Origin of the sequence: Pectobacterium peruviense (assembly GCF_002847345.1) — a bacterium.
GTDB classification, from domain to species: Bacteria; Pseudomonadota; Gammaproteobacteria; order Enterobacterales; family Enterobacteriaceae; genus Pectobacterium; species Pectobacterium peruviense.
Genome location: NZ_LXFV01000030.1, coordinates 1 through 20,517, shown reverse-complemented (window position 1 = coordinate 20,517; position 20,517 = coordinate 1). Strand labels below are relative to the sequence as shown.

The following is a 20,517-nucleotide window of genomic DNA, read 5'->3' as shown; positions in this document are numbered from 1 at the left end:
GACGAGTAACGGCGCTAAGTAAAAGAAAAATAATGACCCGGAACTTTATTGAATGTCTTGGTTCTAATGAGGAGCTTGCTCTAAATATGACTTATATAGCTGGCAGTATTATTTTATGTGTGGAGAACGGTTTGAGTAGAGATTACCTCGGATGAGCGAGCAACTGGCAGATCAGGTTCTGGTCGAGCGAGTCCAAAAAGGCGATCAAAAATCGTTTAACTTGTTGGTCGTTCGTTATCAGCATAAGGTAGCGAGTCTGGTATCGCGGTATGTTCCACAAGGGGACGTGCCGGACGTGGTACAGGAATCGTTTATTAAAGCGTATCGCGCGTTGGAATCATTCCGTGGCGATAGTGCATTTTATACGTGGCTGTATCGTATTGCAGTGAATACGGCCAAGAATTATCTGGTAGCTCAGGGTCGCCGCCCGCCTTCCAGCGACATTGATGCCAATGACGCGGAAAACTATGAAAATGCGGGCGCACTGAAAGAAATATCGAACCCTGAGAATTTAATGTTGTCAGAGGAATTACGAAGCATAGTTTTCCGAACTATCGAGTCTTTGCCGGAGGATTTACGTTTAGCGATTACGCTGCGTGAGTTGGACGGTTTAAGCTACGAAGAGATTGCCGTGATTATGGATTGTCCCGTCGGCACTGTTCGTTCTCGTATTTTCCGGGCGCGGGAAGCTATTGATAATAAAGTACAACCGCTTATTCAGCGCTAGCGAGCGTTTTCAGCTATCCGCATGACTAATGATGGATTTGACAAGGTAAGGGTGTCGGTATGCAGAAAGAGAAACTTTCCGCTTTAATGGATGGCGAAGCAGTAGATTCCGAACTGTTAGGCGCACTGTCACGCGATGACGCGTTGCAGCAAAGTTGGCAAAGTTATCATCTAATTCGTGATACGTTGCGTGGTGATGTCAGTGAAAACGTGATTCATCTGGACATCGCTTCTCGTGTTGCTGCTGCAATTGAAAAGGAACCTGTGCGTCTGGTTCCCCAAGCGCAGCCTGAATCTCAGCCACAACCTGTCGAGTGGACGAAGATGCCTTTCTGGCACAAAATCCGTCCGTGGGGTAGCCAACTGACACAAATCGGTGTCGCTGCCTGCGTATCTTTAGCGGTGATCGTCGGCGTACAAAATTACCAGCAGGGTAATGCACCCGAGCATGTTGTCGAATCTGGTGTGTTCAGTACCTTGCCTGCTATGGGCACGGCTTCCCCAGTGAGCTTGGGCGTGCCGTCAGAAAATATTGCCCCTCATAGCGGCCAACAGAAATCTGATATGCAGCGTAACCGCCTTAACGCCATTTTGCAGGACTACGAATTACAGCGTCGGCTGCATGCCGAACACGCTCTGCCGCAGGACGATCAGCAAGCGGCAATTCAAGTTCCCGGCACTCAATCATTAGGAACACAGTCTCGGTAATGAAGCGTGTTTGGTTCGCCGCCTGTTTTCTGATTGGCAGTCTGTTTTATTCTACGTTCGCCCCGGCTCAGAATGTTGAGCCGGGTGTGTTGCTGCAGCAGATGAATAGCGCCGTTCGTTCTCTGAATTACGAAATTTCATTCATCAACATCACCCCGCAAGGATTTGAGTCGGTACGATATCGCCATGCCATAGTCAACAATCGCTCCTTGGCTCAATTGCTGTTTATGGACGGGCCGCGACGCGAAATCGTGCAGCGTGGCAATGAAGTTAGCTATTTCGATCCGGGTTTTGAGCCGTTTACGCTCGCCAGCGATCATATTGTCGATTCTCTCCCTTCTCTGGTTTTCGCTGATTTCCAGAAGTTATCGCCTTATTATGACTTTATTCCCGCCGACGGAAGGGTGCGTATTGCCGATCGTCTGGCGTCAGGGGTTCGGGTTATTTCACGCGATGGTACACGCTACAGCTACATGGTCTGGATCGATGCGGAATCGAAACTTCCCCTGCGGATTGATTTACAGGATCGCAATGGCGACAAGCGGTTGGAGCAATTCTTAACGACATCGCTGATTGTTGACGATGATGTGGTTAGCGTGATGCGTCCGCTGGAAGGGATCAAACTACCTCCTGTTTTACCGACGCCTGCTGCAGAAAAAGGTGATTTTACCTGGGAACCAGAATGGCTGCCTACAGGGATGAAAGCACTTTCGCACAATAAGAAAGTATTGCCTGGATCATCTGTTCCGATTGAAACACGGCTGTACAGCGATGGTTTGTTCAGTTTCTCGATTAACATTAGCCCGTCTTCTGACGTGAGCGAGGAACAGTCTCTGCTCACGGGGCGACGTGCTATTCATACCGTCATGCGGGGAAATCGCGAGATTACCGTTGTCGGTGATATTCCGCCTTCTACGGCTAAACGCGTGGCTGACAGTATCGTGTTGAAGGTGCAGCCATGATCAAAGAGTGGGCAACGGTTGTATCATGGCAGGATGGCATCGCAGAACTGCGGTGTGAACCGAGTGCGGGATGTGGCACCTGTAAATCTCGCTCGTCGTGTGGAACGGGGTTGTTAAGTCAGCTCGGGCTTTCCGCTGAAAATACGCTGTATGTCCCTTACGATCGACCTTTAGAGGTCGGGCAAAAAGTAGAGCTGGGAATTTCCGAGGGGCGATTACTACTTTCTGCCGCTCTGGTTTACTTCGTTCCGCTGGTGGGACTGTTGTTTGGTGCTGCGGTATTCCAAACGCTATTCGGTACCGACTTGGCTGCTGTTATCGGTGCGTTGTTGGGCGGTGGATTCGCGTTTATCGGCGTGAAGCGATGGGCAAAACGGTTAGGTAAGAATAAGCGTTATGAGCCTGTTATCCTGCAAATTGCGTTGCCTGGCACGCTCTTACAAAATTGACCTGTGCGCCTGAGCATAAACGGCGTGCGATGCGGAGACAGCGTTCAGTATTTTGTTATCTTTCGACACGATGTTTGCCACGTAATGACACTTTACTTCCTGCTTTCCTCTCGTTGTTCTGCTATTCCAAATAAAACCGTCATAATCAAGGGGAATGCACCGGACATGACTAGGTTTTCACGCTTCTCGCATGTAGAATGCTGCGATTCAGGTGGAATAACATCGCTGATTTTTTCACCTATGCGCATGCCCATCGGCAAGAATTTCAGGAATATCAAGGTAGAAAAATTTTTATAATGAAGCATATACGAAATTTCTCCATTATTGCCCATATCGACCACGGTAAATCGACGTTATCTGACCGTATTATCCAGATCTGCGGCGGTTTAACCGAGCGTGAAATGGCTGCGCAGGTTCTGGATTCCATGGATCTGGAACGTGAACGCGGAATAACGATTAAAGCACAAAGCGTAACGCTGGATTATAAAGCGCAGGACGGCCAAACCTACCAGTTAAACTTCATTGATACGCCTGGGCACGTTGACTTCTCTTATGAAGTTTCCCGCTCGCTCGCTGCTTGTGAAGGCGCGCTGCTTGTTGTTGATGCTGGGCAGGGTGTTGAAGCCCAAACGCTGGCTAACTGCTATACCGCGTTAGATATGAATCTGGAAGTGGTGCCGGTTCTGAACAAGATCGACCTGCCTGCTGCTGATCCAGATCGTGTTGCTCAAGAAATTGAAGACATCGTTGGTATTGATGCCACTGATGCCGTGCGTTGCTCCGCGAAAACAGGAGTTGGCGTGCCGGATATTTTGGACCGTCTGGTGCGTGATATTCCGCCGCCGGAAGGCAGCGCTGATGCACCGTTGCAGGCGCTGATTATCGACTCCTGGTTTGATAATTACCTTGGCGTGGTATCGCTGGTACGTATCAAAAACGGCACGATGCGCAAAGGCGACAAAATTAAGGTGATGAGTACGGGTCAGGTGTATAACGCTGACCGTCTTGGTATTTTTACACCGAAGCAGATCGACCGCGATGTATTGAACTGCGGCGAAGTAGGTTGGTTGGTGTGTGCCATCAAAGATATTTTGGGGGCACCAGTCGGGGATACCCTGACGCTGTCGCGTCAGCCAGCTGAAAAAGCATTGCCGGGCTTTAAGAAAGTCAAACCTCAGGTTTATGCCGGTTTGTTCCCGATCAGTTCCGACGACTATGAAGCATTCCGTGATGCGTTAGGCAAGCTGAGCCTCAATGATGCCTCTCTGTTCTATGAGCCGGAAAGCTCTACTGCGCTGGGCTTTGGCTTCCGCTGTGGCTTCCTGGGTCTGCTGCACATGGAGATCATTCAGGAACGTCTGGAGCGTGAGTACGATCTGGAATTGATCACCACTGCACCGACGGTCGTATATGAAGTAGAAACGACGGCTAAAGAAACCATTTATGTTGATAGCCCGTCTAAACTGCCGCCGCTGAATAACATTCAGGAACTGCGTGAGCCGATTGCCGAGTGTCATATGCTGATGCCTCAGGAATATTTGGGCAACGTGATTACGCTCTGTATTGAGAAGCGTGGCGTGCAGACGAACATGGTGTATCACGGTAATCAGGTTGCGTTGACGTATGAAATTCCGATGGCTGAAGTGGTGCTCGATTTCTTCGATCGTCTGAAATCAACCTCTCGTGGTTATGCGTCGCTGGATTACGGCTTCAAACGTTTCCAGACATCGGACATGGTGCGTGTTGATGTATTAATCAACAACGAGCGTGTCGACGCATTGGCCCTGATTACTCACCGTGATAATTCACAATATCGTGGCCGTGAGTTCGTCGAAAAGATGAAAGAACTCATTCCGCGTCAGCAGTTTGATATTGCGATTCAGGCTGCGATTGGTAACCACATTATTGCGCGTGCGACGGTTAAGCAATTGCGTAAAAACGTACTGGCCAAGTGTTATGGTGGCGACGTCAGCCGTAAGAAGAAACTGTTGCAGAAACAGAAAGATGGTAAGAAGCGTATGAAGCAGGTCGGGAATGTCGAGCTGCCGCAAGAAGCGTTTCTGGCAATTCTGCACGTCGGCAAAGACAGTAAATAAATTCTGAGGAGTATGCATGGCCAATATGTTTGCCGTAATTTTGGCATTGGTGACGCTGGTCACGGGGATTGTCTGGTGTTTAGAACGTTTCGTCTGGGAACCTGCTCGCCGGAAAAAATTTGCCGCTATGAGCGGTGCCAATCTGGCTGATGGCGCGGTTTCATCGAAAGCCATTGAACAGCCAGGCTGGATTGAGACGATAGCGTCCGTATTCCCAGTCGTTGCTTTAGTATTGGTTGTGCGTTCTTTTATTTATGAGCCGTTTCAAATTCCATCTGGTTCGATGATGCCGACGCTGTTGATCGGTGATTTTATTCTGGTGGAAAAATTTGCCTATGGCATTAAAGAACCCTTCACGCAAAAAACGCTGATCGAAACGGGGCATCCGAAGCGTGGCGACGTGGTGGTGTTTAAATATCCGTCCGATCCTAAGGTAGATTTCATCAAGCGTGTGGTTGGTATTCCTGGCGATCGCGTCAGCTATAACCCGATGACCAAGCAGGTAACGATTCGTCCATCCTGTCAAGGGCAGCAGGCGTGTGATACCGCACTGGCAGTCACATACAGTAATGTACAGCCTAGCGATTTTGTTCAGACTTTTAACCAGCCTGGTATGGAATCGCGTGGTGGTTTCTATCAGGTGCCAGCCAATGACAACAGCGTGGATGGTGTCCGCATGGGCGCGCGCAAAGAGTCATTAGGTAATGTGACGCATAATATCTTATTAGTGCCGGGCCAGCAGGATCAGCTCGGTGGTTATTATCAGCAATCGCAGCAGCAGCTTGCGACATGGGTCGTCCCAGCAGGGCACTACTTCATGATGGGTGATAACCGCGACAACAGCCTGGATAGTCGCTATTGGGGCTTTGTACCGGAGAGAAATTTGGTCGGTAAAGCCACTGCTATCTGGATGAGTTTTGAGAAGCAGGAAGGTGAATGGCCTACTGGTGTACGTTTGAGCCGCATCGGTGGTATTCATTAATCAAAAGTAAGCATTACTCAAAATAAGATACAGGCAGCATTCTGATGCTGTCCGTTGTAGAATATTTTCTGAAATGTTCTTTTTGAAAGAACGTGCCCTAAATAATGGAAGTTGCAGGACAAAACGTTATCGTTTGAACCACGTTAACGGACATGCAACGCGAAGTATGACGGGCAGAAAGGCAGGCTCCCTGATGGGAGCCAATGCAAACGAAACAGTTTTGACCGAATTGGTAAGCAGGGCTGTTCCGTATGCTGCTGTTTTTGACGCATCGTTGATCTATTGGTAACACATGAATCCCATCCTGATAAATCGTTTACAAAGAAAGCTGGGCTATACTTTTCAGCAGTACGAGCTTTTGTTACAGGCGTTGACACATCGCAGTGCCAGCAGCAAACATAATGAAAGACTCGAGTTCCTGGGTGACTCCATCCTGAGTTTTGTGATCGCCAATGCGCTGTATCACCGTTTCCCTAAGGTTGATGAAGGGGATATGAGCCGGATGCGGGCAACGCTGGTGCGAGGAAACACTTTGGCGGAAATCGCGCGTGAATTTGAACTGGGAGAGTGCTTGCGCCTCGGTCCTGGTGAATTAAAAAGCGGTGGTTTTCGTCGTGAATCGATCTTGGCTGATACGGTCGAAGCGTTGATTGGTGGTATTTTCCTCGACAGCGACATCCTGAATATCGAGCGTTTGATCCTGAATTGGTACCAAACGCGTCTGGATGAAATCAGTCCTGGCGATAAGCAAAAAGATCCGAAAACGCGGTTGCAGGAATTTCTGCAAGGGCGTCACTTACCTTTGCCAACCTATCTGGTTGTGCAGGTTCGTGGGGAAGCACACGATCAGGAATTTACTATCCACTGTGAGGTGAGCGGCTTTAGTGAGTCGGTCATTGGTACTGGATCGAGTCGTCGTAAAGCCGAACAGGCTGCGGCTGAACAAGCGTTGAAAAAACTGGGGCTTGAATGAGCGAAATACAAACACACTGCGGTTTTGTCGCGATTGTTGGTCGACCTAATGTCGGAAAATCGACGTTATTGAATCAATTACTGGGGCAGAAGATCTCCATTACGTCACGTAAGCCCCAGACGACGCGGCACCGCATTATGGGTATTCACACTGAAGGGCCTTATCAGGCTATCTATGTGGATACGCCGGGGCTGCATATTGAGGAAAAACGAGCGATTAACCGCCTGATGAACCGTGCGGCTAGCAGCTCGATTGGTGACGTTGAGCTGATCATTTTCGTTGTTGAAGGTACGCACTGGAACGACGACGATGACATGGTGTTGAATAAACTGCGTGACCAGAAACTTCCTGTGCTGTTGGCGATCAATAAAGTCGATAACGTCACGGATAAAACCAAGTTACTGCCGCATATCCAGTTCCTCAGCCAACAGATGGACTTCCTTGATGTCGTGCCTATCTCTGCGGAGAAAGGCACAAATGTTGATACGATTGCGAGCATTGTGCGTAAACACTTACCGCAGGCAACTCATCACTTCCCGGAAGATTACATCACCGATCGTTCTCAGCGTTTTATGGCATCGGAAATTATCCGTGAAAAGCTGATGCGTTTTCTGGGTGAAGAATTGCCGTATTCCGTAACGGTCGAAATCGAACGTTTCGTGACTAACGAACGCGGCGGTTATGACATCAATGGCCTGATTCTGGTTGAACGTGAAGGCCAGAAGAAGATGGTCATTGGTAACAAAGGTGCCAAAATTAAAACCATTGGTATCGAGTCTCGTCATGATATGGAAGAGATGTTCGAAGCCAAAGTTCACCTTGAACTGTGGGTTAAAGTGAAATCCGGCTGGGCAGATGACGAACGTGCCCTGCGCAGCCTGGGTTATAGCGAAGACTTGTAAGGTTTACGTCGATGGAAGGCTGGCAGCGCGCATTTGTCTTACATGGGCGACCTTATAGTGAAACCAGTTTATTGCTGGATCTGTTTAGCGAAAGCGATGGTCGTGTTCGCGTGCTTGCCAAAGGTGCGCGAGCTCGACGCTCTAGCCTAAAAGGCTGTTTACAGCCTTTTACTCCGCTGCTGGTGCGCTGGAGCGGGCGGGGTGAAGTGAAAACATTACGCAGTGCGGAGCCCGTCTCACTGGCGCTGCCACTGACTGGCTCGATGCTGTATAGCGGTTTATATGTTAACGAGCTGCTGTCCCGCGTGCTGGAACACGAAACTAATTATTCCGCTCTTTTCTTCGATTATCTCCACTGTTTACAACACCTTGCTGCACAAGATGCTTCTCCAGAACCGGCATTAAGACGCTTTGAATTGGCGTTATTGGGCTACCTGGGATATGGCGTCGATTTCCTGCATTGTGCTGGTAGCGGCGAACCCGTGGCGGATACCATGACCTATCAGTATCGAGAGGAAAGAGGGTTCATCGCCAGTCTGGTTGTTGATAATAAGAGTTTTACTGGGCATGAGTTACATTCACTGGCATCACGTGAATTTCCTGATGTTGGCACACTGAAGGCTGCAAAGCGTTTCACCCGCATTGCGTTAAAACCGTATCTGGGGGGGAAACCGCTGAAAAGTCGTGAACTATTCAGGCAGTTCGTTCCTGCGGCTAATTTGTCCAAACCTACTTCTTCTGATAAATAATCCCCTTTCGTCAGTACCCTGACGCCGTGACATCGGTGTAAACTGCCACGTACCGTGCATGACTTTACCGAGGATTTATCATGGCTGAACTGTTACTTGGTGTTAACATTGATCACATTGCGACACTGCGTAATGCACGCGGAACGGCGTATCCCGATCCCGTTCAAGCGGCTTTTGTCGCTGAGCAGGCGGGGGCGGATGGTATCACGGTGCACTTGCGTGAAGATCGTCGCCATATTACGGATCGTGATGTGAGGATCCTGAGAGAGACGCTCCAAACCCGTATGAATCTAGAAATGGCCGTCACGGAAGAAATGCTGAACATCGCCTGTGAGGTGAAGCCGCATTTTTGCTGTCTGGTACCCGAAAAACGCCAGGAAGTGACAACGGAAGGCGGGTTAGATGTGGCAGGGCAGCAGGAAAAAATAGAGAACGCAGTGGCCAGACTTAGCCAGGCTAACATACTGGTTTCGCTCTTTATTGATGCGGATAAACGGCAAATTGATGCTGCCGTTGCCAGCGGTGCGCCCTATATCGAAATCCATACTGGGGCGTATGCCGATGCGCCAGATGATGAAACTCGTCAGCATGAGTTCGAGCGCATTCGTGATGCGGCGACTTACGCGGCGGCGAAAGGGCTCAAGGTGAATGCTGGTCACGGCTTGACGTACCATAACGTTCTTCCGATTGCGGCGTTGCCGGAAATGCACGAATTAAATATCGGGCATGCGATTATCGGGCGTGCAGTGATGAGCGGGCTGAAGGATGCAGTTGGCGAAATGAAAATTCTGATGCGGGAAGCACGCCGCTGATGGCGATTCTCGGGCTGGGAACGGATATTGTCGAAATCTCCCGTATTGAAGTGGTGATTGAACGTTCAGGCGAGCGATTGGCTCGCCGCATTCTGACGGATGCTGAATGGGCGCATTATCAGCAGCATCAGCAGCCTGTCCGTTTCCTCGCCAAGCGTTTTGCTGTGAAAGAAGCGGCAGCAAAAGCGTTTGGTACAGGAATTCGTAATGGCCTCGCGTTCAACCAGTTTGAGGTCTTTAATGACGAACTGGGCAAACCCTGTCTGCGGTTTTTTGCTAAAGCGGCAGAGCTGGCTGAACAGATGGGTGTCAGACATGTACATGTGACACTGGCTGATGAAAGACGCTATGCCTGTGCGACGGTGATTATCGAAAGTTGACCGTTTGTAAACAGACTCTCAAATCCTGTCGGCGTGATGCATGAGCACGTATTTCTCCCACAGATGCTCATTACCTTCAACATGGTTTGGATCTTTGACGATCGTATTGTCGATGGGACAAACTTTCTGGCATGTAGGCGTATCGTAGTGGCCAACGCACTCAGTGCAGAGAGTGGTATCGATTTCATAAATGTCCATGCCCATGGAAATGGCCTGGTTAGGACACTCAGGCTCGCACATGTCACAGTTGATGCATTTATGGGTGATGAGTAACGCCATGATGTTCTTCTACCTTACAAACAGGGCGCAGATTATACCCGCTAGGGCCCATTTAGACACGCGTAACTGTCATTGATCGATAATATACAGCCAGACTGCCCCCCGTTGTCTTCGACACATCTTCCTTCCGAGTCGGCTTACTGTGGTTTTTTTGCGTTTTCGGAGGCCTTCAGCATGCAACCTATTGTCTGCATAAATAGTGAGGTTACAGGGTAAAATTACCATCTGTTCGTTAAATTGGTTTTATACGTATGCTTTAAAATGTACGAATCAGCCAGTGCGACTGTGTGTCTTGGGTTTTAATTTATTGATTTACAATTTAAATAAATTTAGTTGTGATATTGAACCACTTATTTTTGTAATATCGATGGACATCGATTTAATCGGTATTACCGATGACGTTTGCATCTGGAGAGTCGATGACGGTGCATGTCCATATGATATAATTTTATAACTAATAGTGTCAGTTTAATGGCGGAACTCATAGTGCAGCAGGAAGGTCATCTTAATCTGGTTGGGGCAGGATTTTTCCAACAAGGAAGCGCAGAAGCATTAGGCGCTGATTACTGGCACCAATGCCAACGGCGGTATACTTTTCAGCCCATTTACCGAACATCAGGTAAATTAATGGCTATTGAGTTGCTGACTTCCGTTTTTTCTCCTACCCTGCCGCAAAAGTTCATCTCTCCTGAAAAATACTTCGCTAATATTGATGTTGAAACCCGCCTTCTAATTATTGTAGAACAACTGCAACTTTTATCTCAGTGGAATTTTCGATTTATTCGCGACGATCTTTTTGCCTCCGTCAACATTGATGGTATGACTTTATTGGCGTTGCAAAATAATTTAGAAGCCAAGCGCCTGATCGCAGCAATGCCCTGGATTCGTTTTGAAATGGTTGAAAATCAGGGAGGGCTGCCGAAAGAAGTACTGACCAAGCTTCCTGAAGCGCAAACCTTGTGGCTGGATGATTTCGGCTGCGGCATGGCGAATTTTTCATCACTTATGCTGGCTCAGTATGACTGCATCAAAGTGGCGCGTGAGCTTTTTATTCTCCTGCAACAAAGTGGCGAAGGGCGGACCGTTTTTCCTGCTCTGATCGCTTTACTATCGCGCTTTTGCAATTATGTGGTAATTGAGGGCATTGAAACGCAGGAGGAGTGGGCGATTGTGCAGGCATCACATGCTTATGCTGCCCAAGGTTACTACCTCTCGCGTCCCCAGCCATTTGAGAATTTTGAAGCATTGAAGCTTGAGTTATAGGTGATAACTTGTTGTTTAGGCTATTAATTTAATTATTAATGTCCTGCTGTCTGTTCCTCGCTTTCCCTCCTTCGCATCGATTCATTATATTTCCTAATGTTTTATTGCCGTATAAAAAATAGCCACTTAATGTATCTCGTTTTATCCTCTAGGTGATAAGGGAAAATGCTGTTTTTTGTTTTATTTTTGTTGTTTGATTCTTGTTTTATTTGTTATGGCAGTGTTTAATTTCAAAAAAGAGAAGGGAAGAGAGGTGGTAGATTTTGCATCAAATTATGACATATATAATCAGAGGTTTGCGTTAATGATTTTATTTTTTTCTTTTAATTATTTGATTTTTAATGGTAAAAAAATATAATGTTTACTGTTAACGATCAAAAATCATTTTGTGATAGATTTTGTTGATTAAAACAATGATACTTATTGGTATAATTGATTTGCTTACAAAAAATTGACGTTCAGAATATATCGCCATGTACCTTTAGGAATATTCTTTTATTCCATTAGAGAAGCTTATAACCCGAACAATTACTACTATTAAATTAAGATACTCTTTTGAATTTGCTGTTTTTATTTGCGCACAGTGATATGCGAGGGCTTTATGCTGACGTTGCTATGTTTCTAAATACTCCTGCTTCATGGAGCATTTTTTCTTTCATCCTTTCTGCTCTCCGGAAATGCACCAACCCTGAAAATCTACGGGGTGGGGGTTTGTTGCCGGGATTTTTCGTCATCAGCGTTGTGATTTGTACGATCAGGACCGCTCGGGCCTGAGGAGAGTGTTATTGTGTATGAAATTATAATAACCCTACTTTTGTTGTTGTTATTGTTTTCTTCTGTCAAAAATAGAAAAATTAAACAAAAGTTTAAAACTGAGCAGAAAAAACAAGATTTTCTCAACATGACTTTCTTTGCAATGGAATATAGTCCTGCCTCAATTATGATCGCAGATGAAAATTGTGAAATTATTTATGTAAATCGTCAGTTTATTACCATGTCTGGCTATATGCCGGATGAGGTTATTGGCAAAAAAACGAATATATTAAACTCCGGTATGACTAACGCCAGCGTCTATGAAGATCTGTGGGCGACCATAAATAAAGGTAATGTATGGAGTGGTGAGTTCGTTAACCGACGTAAAGATGGGCAGTTGTATTGGGAAAAGGCCAATATCGTTAAAATATATAATAAGGCGAGTAACGCGACTCAGTATGTCGGTATTAAGTTAGATATTACGGAACGGAAATCACAGGAACATCATGATAATTCATACAATCGTGCACTGGAGTTGTTATCAAGCGGCGCGCCGCTGAAGGATATTCTGGATGCAATCATTTTCAGCGTTGAGGAAAAAAATCCTGGCCGTATTGTCTGTTCCGTGCTGCTGGTCGATAAAGACAAAAAATGTCTGACGCTGGGATCTGCGCCGAGCTTGCCGGGTTTTTATAAAAATGCCATTCACAACGTGAAAATTGCCGACGGTGTCGCGTCTTTTGGGACCGCGGCTTATACCGGTAAACGCGTAATCGCTGACGATATCTCTGTTCATCCACACTGGTCGTTGTACAAAGGGCTCGCATTATATGCTGGGCTGCGTTCCTGTTGGTCTGAACCTATCATCGGTCAAAATAAAGAAATATTAGGTGTTTTAAGTGTTTACCACCGCAAAGTGTACGTGCCGACCGAAGACGAGATTTTCTCTATAGAGAAATCGGCACAGCTGATTGCGATCGCCATAGAGCGCTATCATGCCATCGATATGCTGCGACGCAGCGAGGAACACTATCGGCAGTTGGCGCACTATGACTCATTAACGTCATTGGCTAACGGCCTGACGTTCGCCGAACAAATGGAACAAGCGATTTTGTTATCTAAACAAACAGGCAGGAAAATCGCGCTGATGTTCTTGGATCTCGATAAATTTAAACAGATAAACGATTCGTTCGGACATGCCGTCGGCGATTTACTATTAAAAGAAGCCGCTGCGCGTATGCGTGGTGCAGTTCGGGATTCGGATACGGTATATCGCCGTAGCGGTGATGAATTTATTATTCTGCTTCAAGGCATTAAAGAAATTGATAATACACTTTATGTCGCAGATAAAATTCATAACGCGTTGAATAAACCTTTTGAGATCAATGGTAAAGCGCTTGATATCTCATGCAGTATCGGTATTGCTCTGTACCCAGAGCATGGCTCTGATTCTCTGACGCTGGCAATTAATGCTGATTCTGCCATGTATCAGGCTAAAGCCATGGGGCGGAGTCAAACTCAGATTTATCACAGCATGAACGATCACTGATAAATATACTCGTCATACTTCAAGCTACATGTGCGTTGGCCGCGTTACGAGGCCCACGCCTTAAAGGACCAACGCTTTGCGTTGTTCAAAATGCTAACGTTTTGTCCTGAGACTCGAATTATTTGGAGTATAGAATAGAAAAAAGGCGCTCAACTGAGCACCTTTTTATTTATCTTTCTCGTAGTGCTTCTGCTTTTGCCCGAATAATCGGCTTTAACAAATAACTGAGGATCGTTTTCTTTCCCGTTATTATATCAACAGAAGCCACCATGCCAGGAATGATAAGAAGGGGTTTATCGGCTGAACCTAAATAATTCTTATCAGTCCGGAGCCGAATAATATAAAAGCTGTTCCCTTCTTTATCCGTTACCGTGTCTGGGCTAATTTGTTCCAACTGACCTTTTAAGCCACCGTAGATAGTGTAGTCATAGGCTGTCAATTTTATTATGGCATCCTGACCTGGATGCAAGAAGGCAATATCCTGAGGACGAATTTTAGCCTCCACTAGCAGTTTGTCATCCAGCGGGACAATTTCCACCAGATCGCTACCCGGTTGAATCACGCCACCGATGGTATTCACCAGAACCTGCTGCACGATACCGCGAACAGGGGATACAACCAGCGTTCGGTTTACCCGATCTTCAAGTGCTTTACCTGTGGCTTCAATTTTGTTCAGGTTGGTTTGTGCTTCGCTAAGTTGAGATAACGCCTCGCTTTTATAGCGGCTGCGCGTTTCCTCTATTTTATTCTCACCCTCTTTAATCGCAGACTCCGCCCGCGGTATGGAGAGTTTGATGGAATCAAGCTGACCACGGGTTTCAACTTCAGCACGGCGCAGACGCAAAACTTCTACTTTAGAAATAGCGCCTTCTGCGATCAGCGGCTCTGACATTTTAATTTCTTGCTGAAGCAGACCCAGACTATTGCGGAACTGAATCTCTTTGGCCGAGAAATCTCGCAGTTCCTGACGGCGCTGAATCAACTGCTCTTCCAGGCCGGATATCTCATTATGAAGCTGCTGGCGGCGGCTGTTATAAAGCTCTTTTTCTCCTGCCGCGACTTTCGGTGCTTGCGTCGTAATTTCTTCGGAAAGCACGAGCTCCTGGCCGCTGATTTCGGCACTCAGGCGCTCAATTCGCGATAGCAGCGCAAGCCGATCGGCTTCGGTTTCACCGACATTAGAAGCGAAACGCGTATCATCAAGGCGTAGCAAAGGGTCGCCTGCATTGACAACCTGACCCTCACGGATGAACATTTCCGTGATAATGCCACCTTCCAGGTTTTGGATTTTTTGTAGCCGAGAGGAAGGGATCGCTTTCCCGTCACCCCGAGTGACTTCATCAATATTTGCAAGCCCTGCCCACAGGATAAAAAACAGGAAAAAAGCACCAATAGCCCACAGCGTGAAGCGAATAGAGCGTGGCGAATCCTCAGCCATTGCTCGGCTCACCTCTGGCATTGTTTGCAGGCTTTCTTCGTCTCCGCCGACAAAATATCGTTTGATTCGTTTGATATATTTACCGAGACGCATTGATCTGCCCCTTCTTCAACGCATCCATCACGATCGCTTTCGGCCCATCAGCAATAATTTTACCTCTATCGACAATCACTAAGCGATCGACCAGCGCCAGCATTGAAACCCGGTGTGTGACCAGCAAGAGCGTTTTTTCCGCAATCACGGGAGCCAGAGCCTGCTTTAGTCGATCTTCGCTGGTGTTATCCATCGAACTGGTGGGTTCATCGAGCACCAGAATGGGTGGGTCGAGCAATAACGCCCTGGCTATTGCGACAGCCTGACGCTGCCCGCCGGAGAGTTGTTGGCCGCGTTCGCCAACCTGAAGGTTGTAACCATCGGGGTGTAGACGTGCAAACTCGTTCACCCCAGAAATTTCTGCGGCTCGCAACATGGCTTCGTCTTCGACATAGCGTGCGCCGCTAATGAGGTTGTTGCGTAGCGATCCGCTGAATAGCTGAATATCCTGAGGAACATAGCCGATATTGTGGCGCAAATCGCTGACATCTAACTGACGAGCATCGACGCCGTCGATCAGAATATTGCCCGCATTGGGCTGATAGAGGTTCACGATCAATTTTTGTAGCGAACTTTTACCTGAGCCGCTGCGGCCAATGACGCCCACTTTCTCACCGGGAGCGATAGTCAGGCTGATGCTTTGAAGTGAACTGGTTTTTTGTTCTGGATAATTGAACGTCACATCGCGAAATTCGATACCGCCTCGGATGCTTTCGCGCTTCAGCGGGCGCTCGTTATCGCTACGTTCTTGCGGCAACTGCATCATCTGTTCGGTGGTTTGCATGGTTAAACGCGCTTGCTGGTAACGGCTGACCAAGCCAGACAGTTGACCTAAAGGCATCAGCGCTCTGCCGTTCAGCATGTAGCAGGCAATCAGTCCACCCATGCTGAGTTTGCCGTTAATCAGCATATAGACGCCGACGACAATCATGGCAACGCCAGCAAATTGCTGGAACCACTGTGTCAGATTTACCGCCAGTGATGATAACGCTTTTGCCCGCATTTCGAGCTTGCCTAGACTGCCAATCGTCTGTTCCCACTGGTGCTGTCGTTCACTTTCCGCATTGTTGACCTTGATGGCATCCAGACAGCTCAAAGTTTCGATCAACGTAGCCTGCCGTTCGCTGGCAAGGTGCATCGTTTTCTCGATCGTCGCGGACAGCGGTTTTTGCATCGCCCAGCTTGCCAGCAGGGCAATAGGGTAGGCCAGTATGGAAACCCAGACGAGCGGGCCGCCGATAATGCCGATAACCAGCAGCAGAAGCAGGGTAAAGGGAAAATCGATCAGCGTCGTCAGCGTTAGTGAAGAAAGGAAATCTCTTAGCGACTGAAATTCATGAATATTCTGCGCAAAGCTACCGACCCGTGCTGGCCGAGCTTTCATCGACATACCCGTGATGCGTTCAAATAACGTGGCAGAAATAATCAGATCGGTTTTTTTGCCCGCCATATCGAGGCAAATGCCGCGCAGCGTTTTGAGTATTAAATCGAAAACGAAAGCGCCAGTAACGCCGATAGCCAGCACCCACAATGTCGCCGTTGCCTGATTCGGGACAACTCTGTCATAGACATTCATCACGAATAGCGGTGTGGCAAGCGCGATAATGTTGACCAGCAAGCTAGCGAGGATGGCATCAAGATAAAGTGAACGTGAAAGCTTAAGCGTATCCTTGAACCAGGATTTGGTGCGAGGAATCAGAGACGGATTCTGCAGATCGAACTGATGACGAGGCTGGGCAAACATCACCAAACCAAGGTAATTCTGTTGCAGCGTATTGTGCTCAACGGAAATTTCTCCGCCTTCTGTTTCACTGGGCATCAGGCGTGCACTGCCGTCTGCATTCCAGCCTAACAGAATCGCCGCTCGTCCTTCCCGTAACAGCAGCATCGCGGGGAGCGACATCTCAGAAATTTTATTCAGAGAACGCTTGAGAACCCGCCCTTGCAACCCCGCACGCGCAGCGGCTCTTGGAAGCAATTTTACAGACAACCGCTGGTTGGCTAATGGTAACCCAGCGGTGAGTGTTGTACGGCTGACGGATTTCCCCTGCAAGGTACAAAGGATCAGCAAACTATCCAATAAGGGATCGTCGTGACGGCTGCGAGGGTCACTATTTTCATGGACGATGGGTTCATGAACGATAGGCTCATGGGTGACCGATTCATCAGAACCCTTCGTCTCTTCTACTGAATGCAACTTCATTTAACTGAACGTTCCCTTACGCAACGTAATTCTCTCGCATATAAACCATAATTTATCGCCGTCTGACTAATGAAATATATTAATTGAGGCTCGGCAACTCTGCGTGGGTTGTTACGTTTGTCAAACTGGTACCCGCATCAGGGGCAGGGATTGCTAAACGGTTTAATAGCTCTCCCATACGTGATGTGATCCGGTATTCGGTATAGAGGGCGATGAAGCGAACCTCAACCAGGCGGCGTTGCGCGGTGAACAGCTCGTTTTCACTATCTAGCAAGTCCAATAGCGTCCTTTCCCCCAGACCAAATTGCTTCTGATAGGCGGTACGTACTTTCATACTGCGATCGGCATATTCGGCAGCAATCGGAACCTGCTGACGCGAGTTGCTTAATGCTGACCAGGCTAGCTTGAGTTCTTCATTGAGCAGGCGCAGGGCATTATTTCGGACATCCTGTGCTTCTTTTACCTGATAGGCTTTGGATTCCATGTTGGCCTTGCTGCTACCGCCTTCATACAGGTTGTAGCGCATCCGCAGCATCGCCTGCCACTCATTGTTCTGGCCGCGTGTCCCGTCAACGTTATTATCCATTGTGCGAGAGAGTTCAACATTAAGGCGCGGGTAAAACGTTGATTTTGACGTCTCATACTGTTGCTGAGTCGCTTCAATATCCGACTCTGCGGATTTCAGCGTCGGGCTGTTTGCCAGCATGATGCGCTGGGCTTCCTCCAACGAGACGGGGAGTTTTATCGCTGATGCATCGGGCATCACCAAATTCTCCGGCACCTTACCCACAATGCTCATATAGTTGATTTTGGCATCGTCAAGATTGGTTTTTTCTGTCAGTGCGTTGTTTCGTGCTTGTGCCAAACGTGCTTCAGCCTGATCCAAGTCTGCCAATCGCCCAACGCCTTGCTCGCTACGCAGCCTTATTTGATCGTAAATACGTTCATGGCTTGCAAGGTTGGCTTCTGCCAAACGTACGAATTCCTGACGTTGCAGCACACTGAGATACACCTGAACAGCGTCTAACGCTGTTGCCTCACTGGTATTTAATACTTTATAAGCACGTGAATTAACGGTGGCACGCTGTCTGCCTACTTCGCTGGAGGTGGCAAAACCATCAAATACCGTCTGGCTCAGATTGATACTTGATTCTTGGCGGCTGAGTTCAACGCGTTTATTGATACTGGCACGTGTTGAGGGGCTATCTGTTTCTTCGCGGCCAACACCTGCACTCAGCGTGATGGAAGGAAGGTATCCCCCTTTTGCTGCACGTAAATCGTGTTCGGCAGAAAAACGACTATTGATGGATGCGCTCACTTCGGGATGTGTATAGAGCGTATTTTTTATTGCTTCTTGGAGCGTATCGGCATGCGTCGCTGTGGAAAAAACGGTAATAAAAGATAATAAAGCAAAACGGTATCTATGAATCATCAGCAGTTTTCCTTCACAAAAACTTTATTTGTGATTATTCCTATTAAAGTGTTTGAGTGTTATATAAACGCTTAACGAATTGATTTGCTTTTATTCCTTTAATATCAATATGTTAATTTTCATTCCGGAAGGGCCCTACTGCAAGAAAAATAAGGGTTACTCTAAATGAGTAAAGTTCTGGAAAGAATATTCTGAATTTTTTATTATATCGTTCATTGAGTCAAGCGTTTGACGCATAACAACAGCACTATCGTAACGCTTTTTTTCATAAAATGTCAGGACGACACACAGCAAATCAACCTTATCAGGATGATATCCAAGATCTATAGCCGCAATATCGCAATATCATAAAAATAATTATAGATATCAAGGAGAAAGTATTTTGAATAGTGTGATTGGTGTTATTAAATTCGTCATTGGACAGGTTTTTATCGTTGCGCTTGATGGGAGCCAGAGGCTGCTGGTTGCTGGCGATCGGGTTTACAGTGGGGAAGAAGTTGTTACCGGCGCTAACGGCGCGGTTTCAATCACATTACCCGATGGTAAAACGTTGGATCTGGGGCGTGATAGTCGCTGGAGTGATGTGAGTAGTGCGTCTTCTCAGAAAAATGTGGATGTCGCCAATGATGTCGCTGCTATACAAGATGCCATCGCTCAGGGTGCCGACCCAACGCAAGTATTAGAGGCCACTGCCGCGGGTAATGACGACTCGGGAGACGCGGGTGACGGCGGCGGTGGGCATTTCAATTCAACGGTGGTGCTGAATTTAACGGGCGACGTTGTTACTACCCCGATTGGTTATGATACGGCAGGCATATCGTTTACTGACAGAGCCTCGTCTGTGCTGGATGGCATAGATTCATCCACCTCAATTATTGCAGCAACGGATACTACCGATACCACACCGCCTTCTGTCACCATTGTTATAAACAGTGACGGCACAATAAGTTTCGTTTTTACAAGAACTCCCGTCGGTTTTGATCTCAGTGATGTCACTGTCACAAACGGCTCCATAACGAATTTGGTACAAGATCCTAACGATTCTACCCGCTGGACGGCGACATTGAGGCCAGCCACCAATTTTGAGGGAGAGGTCCGCGTCAGCATCCCTGACGGCAGCTATACCGATGCTGCGGGCATTCCTGGTACTGGGGGAAGCGAAGCGGTAACCGTCGATACCTTGCCCCCTGTTGCCTCAATTTCTATCGACGATCTCACGTCGGATAACGTGATTAACGCCAGCGAGTCGGGTCAGACCATCGCGGTGACCGGTAAAGTCGATAACGACGTCAAAGCGGGCGATGCGGTGACGGTCACCGTGGGCACCGAAACCTACCAGACAACAGTGAATCCTGATGGCAAGACCTGGAGCGTCAATGTGCCGGGATCGGTATTGGCGGCGAACGGTGATGTTTCTGCGACCGTGACGACTCGCGATACGGCAGGCAACGCCACCACGGCGAACACCACTCACGCTTACGGCGTTGACACCGTTGCGCCAACGGCGTCGATTTCTATCGACGATGTGACGTCGGATAACGTGATTAACGCTGCTGAATCCGGTCAGACCATCGCGGTGACCGGTAAGGTTGATAACGACGTCAAAGCGGGTGATGCGGTCACCATAAAAGTCGGCATCGAGACCTACCAGACGACGGTGAATACCGATGGCAAGACCTGGAGCGTTAATGTTCCAGGTTCAGTGCTGGCCGCGAACGGTGATGTTTCTGCGACGGTCACCACCCGTGATACCGCAGGCAATGCCACG

At 47.9% G+C, this 20,517-nt stretch carries 19 protein-coding genes; 14 read left to right on the top strand and 5 right to left on the bottom strand.

All coding sequences use genetic code 11. The annotated features are described in order from the left end of the window. The first annotated feature begins 151 nt into the window (after positions 1–151). From rpoE to rseC, 4 genes are read left to right on the top strand one after another with little or no spacing between them, the layout of a single operon-like run. On the top strand, positions 152–727 hold the full coding sequence (gene rpoE, locus A0G03_RS17995) for an RNA polymerase sigma factor RpoE (protein ID WP_005973561.1): 576 nt from the start codon (positions 152–154) through the stop codon (positions 725–727). A 59-nt stretch (positions 728–786) separates the two neighbouring features. Continuing rightward, positions 787–1,434 carry an anti-sigma-E factor RseA gene (gene rseA, locus A0G03_RS17990; protein WP_048261564.1) on the top strand — a complete coding sequence of 216 codons (648 nt, stop codon included), beginning with the start codon at positions 787–789 and terminating at the stop codon, positions 1,432–1,434. Further along, positions 1,434–2,396, top strand: coding sequence for a sigma-E factor regulatory protein RseB (rseB, locus tag A0G03_RS17985; RefSeq protein WP_048261562.1), 963 nt, complete (start codon positions 1,434–1,436; stop codon positions 2,394–2,396). The genes rseA and rseB overlap by 1 nt, the downstream gene beginning before the upstream one ends. Continuing rightward, entirely contained in the window at positions 2,393–2,845 is a 453-nt protein-coding gene (gene rseC / locus A0G03_RS17980) for a SoxR-reducing system protein RseC (RefSeq protein ID WP_048261561.1), read from the top strand. Before rseB ends, rseC begins: the two co-directional genes overlap by 4 nt. Before the next feature lie 92 nt (positions 2,846–2,937). Here the strand turns inward: rseC and A0G03_RS21790 are convergent, their stop codons facing one another. Continuing rightward, positions 2,938–3,150 (bottom strand): hypothetical protein, encoded by a 213-nt coding sequence (locus A0G03_RS21790; RefSeq protein WP_113631580.1) that lies wholly within the window; start codon positions 3,148–3,150, stop codon positions 2,938–2,940. Between A0G03_RS21790 and lepA the strand changes: the two genes are divergently transcribed. The 7 genes from lepA to acpS all read left to right on the top strand — a co-directional run bounded on the left by lepA (position 3,142) and on the right by acpS (position 9,739). Continuing rightward, positions 3,142–4,941 (top strand): translation elongation factor 4, encoded by a 1,800-nt coding sequence (gene lepA, locus A0G03_RS17975; RefSeq protein WP_048261559.1) that lies wholly within the window; start codon positions 3,142–3,144, stop codon positions 4,939–4,941. The two genes, A0G03_RS21790 and lepA, sit on opposite strands and share 9 nt — an antisense overlap. Positions 4,942–4,957: 16 nt before the next feature. Next, the gene (gene lepB, locus A0G03_RS17970; protein WP_048261557.1) at positions 4,958–5,923 is read left to right on the top strand and encodes a signal peptidase I; all 966 of its coding nucleotides are present in this window, start codon (positions 4,958–4,960) and stop codon (positions 5,921–5,923) included. Positions 5,924–6,215: 292 nt separating this feature from the next. Then, positions 6,216–6,896: a ribonuclease III gene (gene rnc, locus A0G03_RS17965; RefSeq protein WP_048261555.1), complete on the top strand. Its 681-nt coding sequence runs from the start codon at positions 6,216–6,218 to the stop codon at positions 6,894–6,896. Further along, a complete protein-coding gene (era, locus tag A0G03_RS17960; RefSeq protein ID WP_048261553.1) occupies positions 6,893–7,798 on the top strand; it encodes a GTPase Era in 906 nt (301 codons plus the stop codon). The genes rnc and era overlap by 4 nt, the downstream gene beginning before the upstream one ends. An 11-nt stretch (positions 7,799–7,809) precedes the next feature. Further along, positions 7,810–8,547, top strand: a complete 738-nt coding sequence (recO, locus tag A0G03_RS17955; protein WP_048261552.1) for a DNA repair protein RecO — start codon at positions 7,810–7,812, stop codon at positions 8,545–8,547. An 80-nt stretch (positions 8,548–8,627) separates the two neighbouring features. Beyond that, positions 8,628–9,359, top strand: coding sequence for a pyridoxine 5'-phosphate synthase (gene pdxJ, locus A0G03_RS17950; protein WP_048261550.1), 732 nt, complete (start codon positions 8,628–8,630; stop codon positions 9,357–9,359). Continuing rightward, the gene (acpS, locus tag A0G03_RS17945; RefSeq protein ID WP_048261549.1) at positions 9,359–9,739 is read left to right on the top strand and encodes a holo-ACP synthase; all 381 of its coding nucleotides are present in this window, start codon (positions 9,359–9,361) and stop codon (positions 9,737–9,739) included. Before pdxJ ends, acpS begins: the two co-directional genes overlap by 1 nt. Before the next feature lie 18 nt (positions 9,740–9,757). Here the strand turns inward: acpS and A0G03_RS17940 are convergent, their stop codons facing one another. Further along, positions 9,758–10,018, bottom strand: coding sequence for a YfhL family 4Fe-4S dicluster ferredoxin (locus A0G03_RS17940; protein ID WP_072062054.1), 261 nt, complete (start codon positions 10,016–10,018; stop codon positions 9,758–9,760). A gap of 471 nt (positions 10,019–10,489) precedes the next feature. Between A0G03_RS17940 and pdeH the strand changes: the two genes are divergently transcribed. Both pdeH and A0G03_RS17930 read left to right on the top strand, forming a co-directional pair. After that, on the top strand, positions 10,490–11,281 hold the full coding sequence (pdeH, locus tag A0G03_RS17935; RefSeq protein WP_072062053.1) for a cyclic-guanylate-specific phosphodiesterase: 792 nt from the start codon (positions 10,490–10,492) through the stop codon (positions 11,279–11,281). A 787-nt stretch (positions 11,282–12,068) separates the two neighbouring features. After that, on the top strand, positions 12,069–13,583 hold the full coding sequence (locus A0G03_RS17930) for a sensor domain-containing protein (RefSeq protein ID WP_048261543.1): 1,515 nt from the start codon (positions 12,069–12,071) through the stop codon (positions 13,581–13,583). 169 nt (positions 13,584–13,752) lie between these two features. Here A0G03_RS17930 and A0G03_RS17925 read toward each other — a convergent pair whose 3' ends face one another. The 3 genes from A0G03_RS17925 to A0G03_RS17915 all read right to left on the bottom strand — a co-directional run bounded on the left by A0G03_RS17925 (position 13,753) and on the right by A0G03_RS17915 (position 18,749). Then, positions 13,753–15,114, bottom strand: a complete 1,362-nt coding sequence (locus A0G03_RS17925; protein WP_048261541.1) for an HlyD family type I secretion periplasmic adaptor subunit — start codon at positions 15,112–15,114, stop codon at positions 13,753–13,755. Further along, a complete protein-coding gene (locus tag A0G03_RS17920) occupies positions 15,101–17,317 on the bottom strand; it encodes a type I secretion system permease/ATPase (protein ID WP_048261540.1) in 2,217 nt (738 codons plus the stop codon). Before A0G03_RS17920 ends, A0G03_RS17925 begins: the two co-directional genes overlap by 14 nt. A 79-nt stretch (positions 17,318–17,396) precedes the next feature. Then, entirely contained in the window at positions 17,397–18,749 is a 1,353-nt protein-coding gene (locus A0G03_RS17915; protein WP_048261538.1) for a TolC family outer membrane protein, read from the bottom strand. Positions 18,750–19,140: 391 nt separating this feature from the next. Between A0G03_RS17915 and A0G03_RS17910 the strand changes: the two genes are divergently transcribed. Continuing rightward, the coding region (locus A0G03_RS17910; protein ID WP_244177738.1) for a retention module-containing protein at positions 19,141–20,517 on the top strand (1,377 nt) is incomplete at its 3' end.

Bases quoted from the DNA above. Each gene is read 5' to 3' on its own strand.
- A0G03_RS17925 (WP_048261541.1), bottom strand. From the start codon at position 15,114: ATGCGTCTCGGTAAATATATCAAACGAATCAAACGATATTTTGTCGGC.
- era (WP_048261553.1), top strand. From the start codon at position 6,893: ATGAGCGAAATACAAACACACTGCGGTTTTGTCGCGATTGTTGGTCGA.
- A0G03_RS21790 (WP_113631580.1), bottom strand. From the start codon at position 3,150: ATGCTTCATTATAAAAATTTTTCTACCTTGATATTCCTGAAATTCTTG.
- rseA (WP_048261564.1), top strand. From the start codon at position 787: ATGCAGAAAGAGAAACTTTCCGCTTTAATGGATGGCGAAGCAGTAGAT.
- rseB (WP_048261562.1), top strand. From the start codon at position 1,434: ATGAAGCGTGTTTGGTTCGCCGCCTGTTTTCTGATTGGCAGTCTGTTT.
- A0G03_RS17920 (WP_048261540.1), bottom strand. From the start codon at position 17,317: ATGAAGTTGCATTCAGTAGAAGAGACGAAGGGTTCTGATGAATCGGTC.
- rpoE (WP_005973561.1), top strand. From the start codon at position 152: ATGAGCGAGCAACTGGCAGATCAGGTTCTGGTCGAGCGAGTCCAAAAA.
- lepA (WP_048261559.1), top strand. From the start codon at position 3,142: ATGAAGCATATACGAAATTTCTCCATTATTGCCCATATCGACCACGGT.
- rnc (WP_048261555.1), top strand. From the start codon at position 6,216: ATGAATCCCATCCTGATAAATCGTTTACAAAGAAAGCTGGGCTATACT.
- pdxJ (WP_048261550.1), top strand. From the start codon at position 8,628: ATGGCTGAACTGTTACTTGGTGTTAACATTGATCACATTGCGACACTG.
- lepB (WP_048261557.1), top strand. From the start codon at position 4,958: ATGGCCAATATGTTTGCCGTAATTTTGGCATTGGTGACGCTGGTCACG.
- acpS (WP_048261549.1), top strand. From the start codon at position 9,359: ATGGCGATTCTCGGGCTGGGAACGGATATTGTCGAAATCTCCCGTATT.
- A0G03_RS17940 (WP_072062054.1), bottom strand. From the start codon at position 10,018: ATGGCGTTACTCATCACCCATAAATGCATCAACTGTGACATGTGCGAG.
- A0G03_RS17915 (WP_048261538.1), bottom strand. From the start codon at position 18,749: ATGATTCATAGATACCGTTTTGCTTTATTATCTTTTATTACCGTTTTT.
- rseC (WP_048261561.1), top strand. From the start codon at position 2,393: ATGATCAAAGAGTGGGCAACGGTTGTATCATGGCAGGATGGCATCGCA.
- recO (WP_048261552.1), top strand. From the start codon at position 7,810: ATGGAAGGCTGGCAGCGCGCATTTGTCTTACATGGGCGACCTTATAGT.
- pdeH (WP_072062053.1), top strand. From the start codon at position 10,490: ATGGCGGAACTCATAGTGCAGCAGGAAGGTCATCTTAATCTGGTTGGG.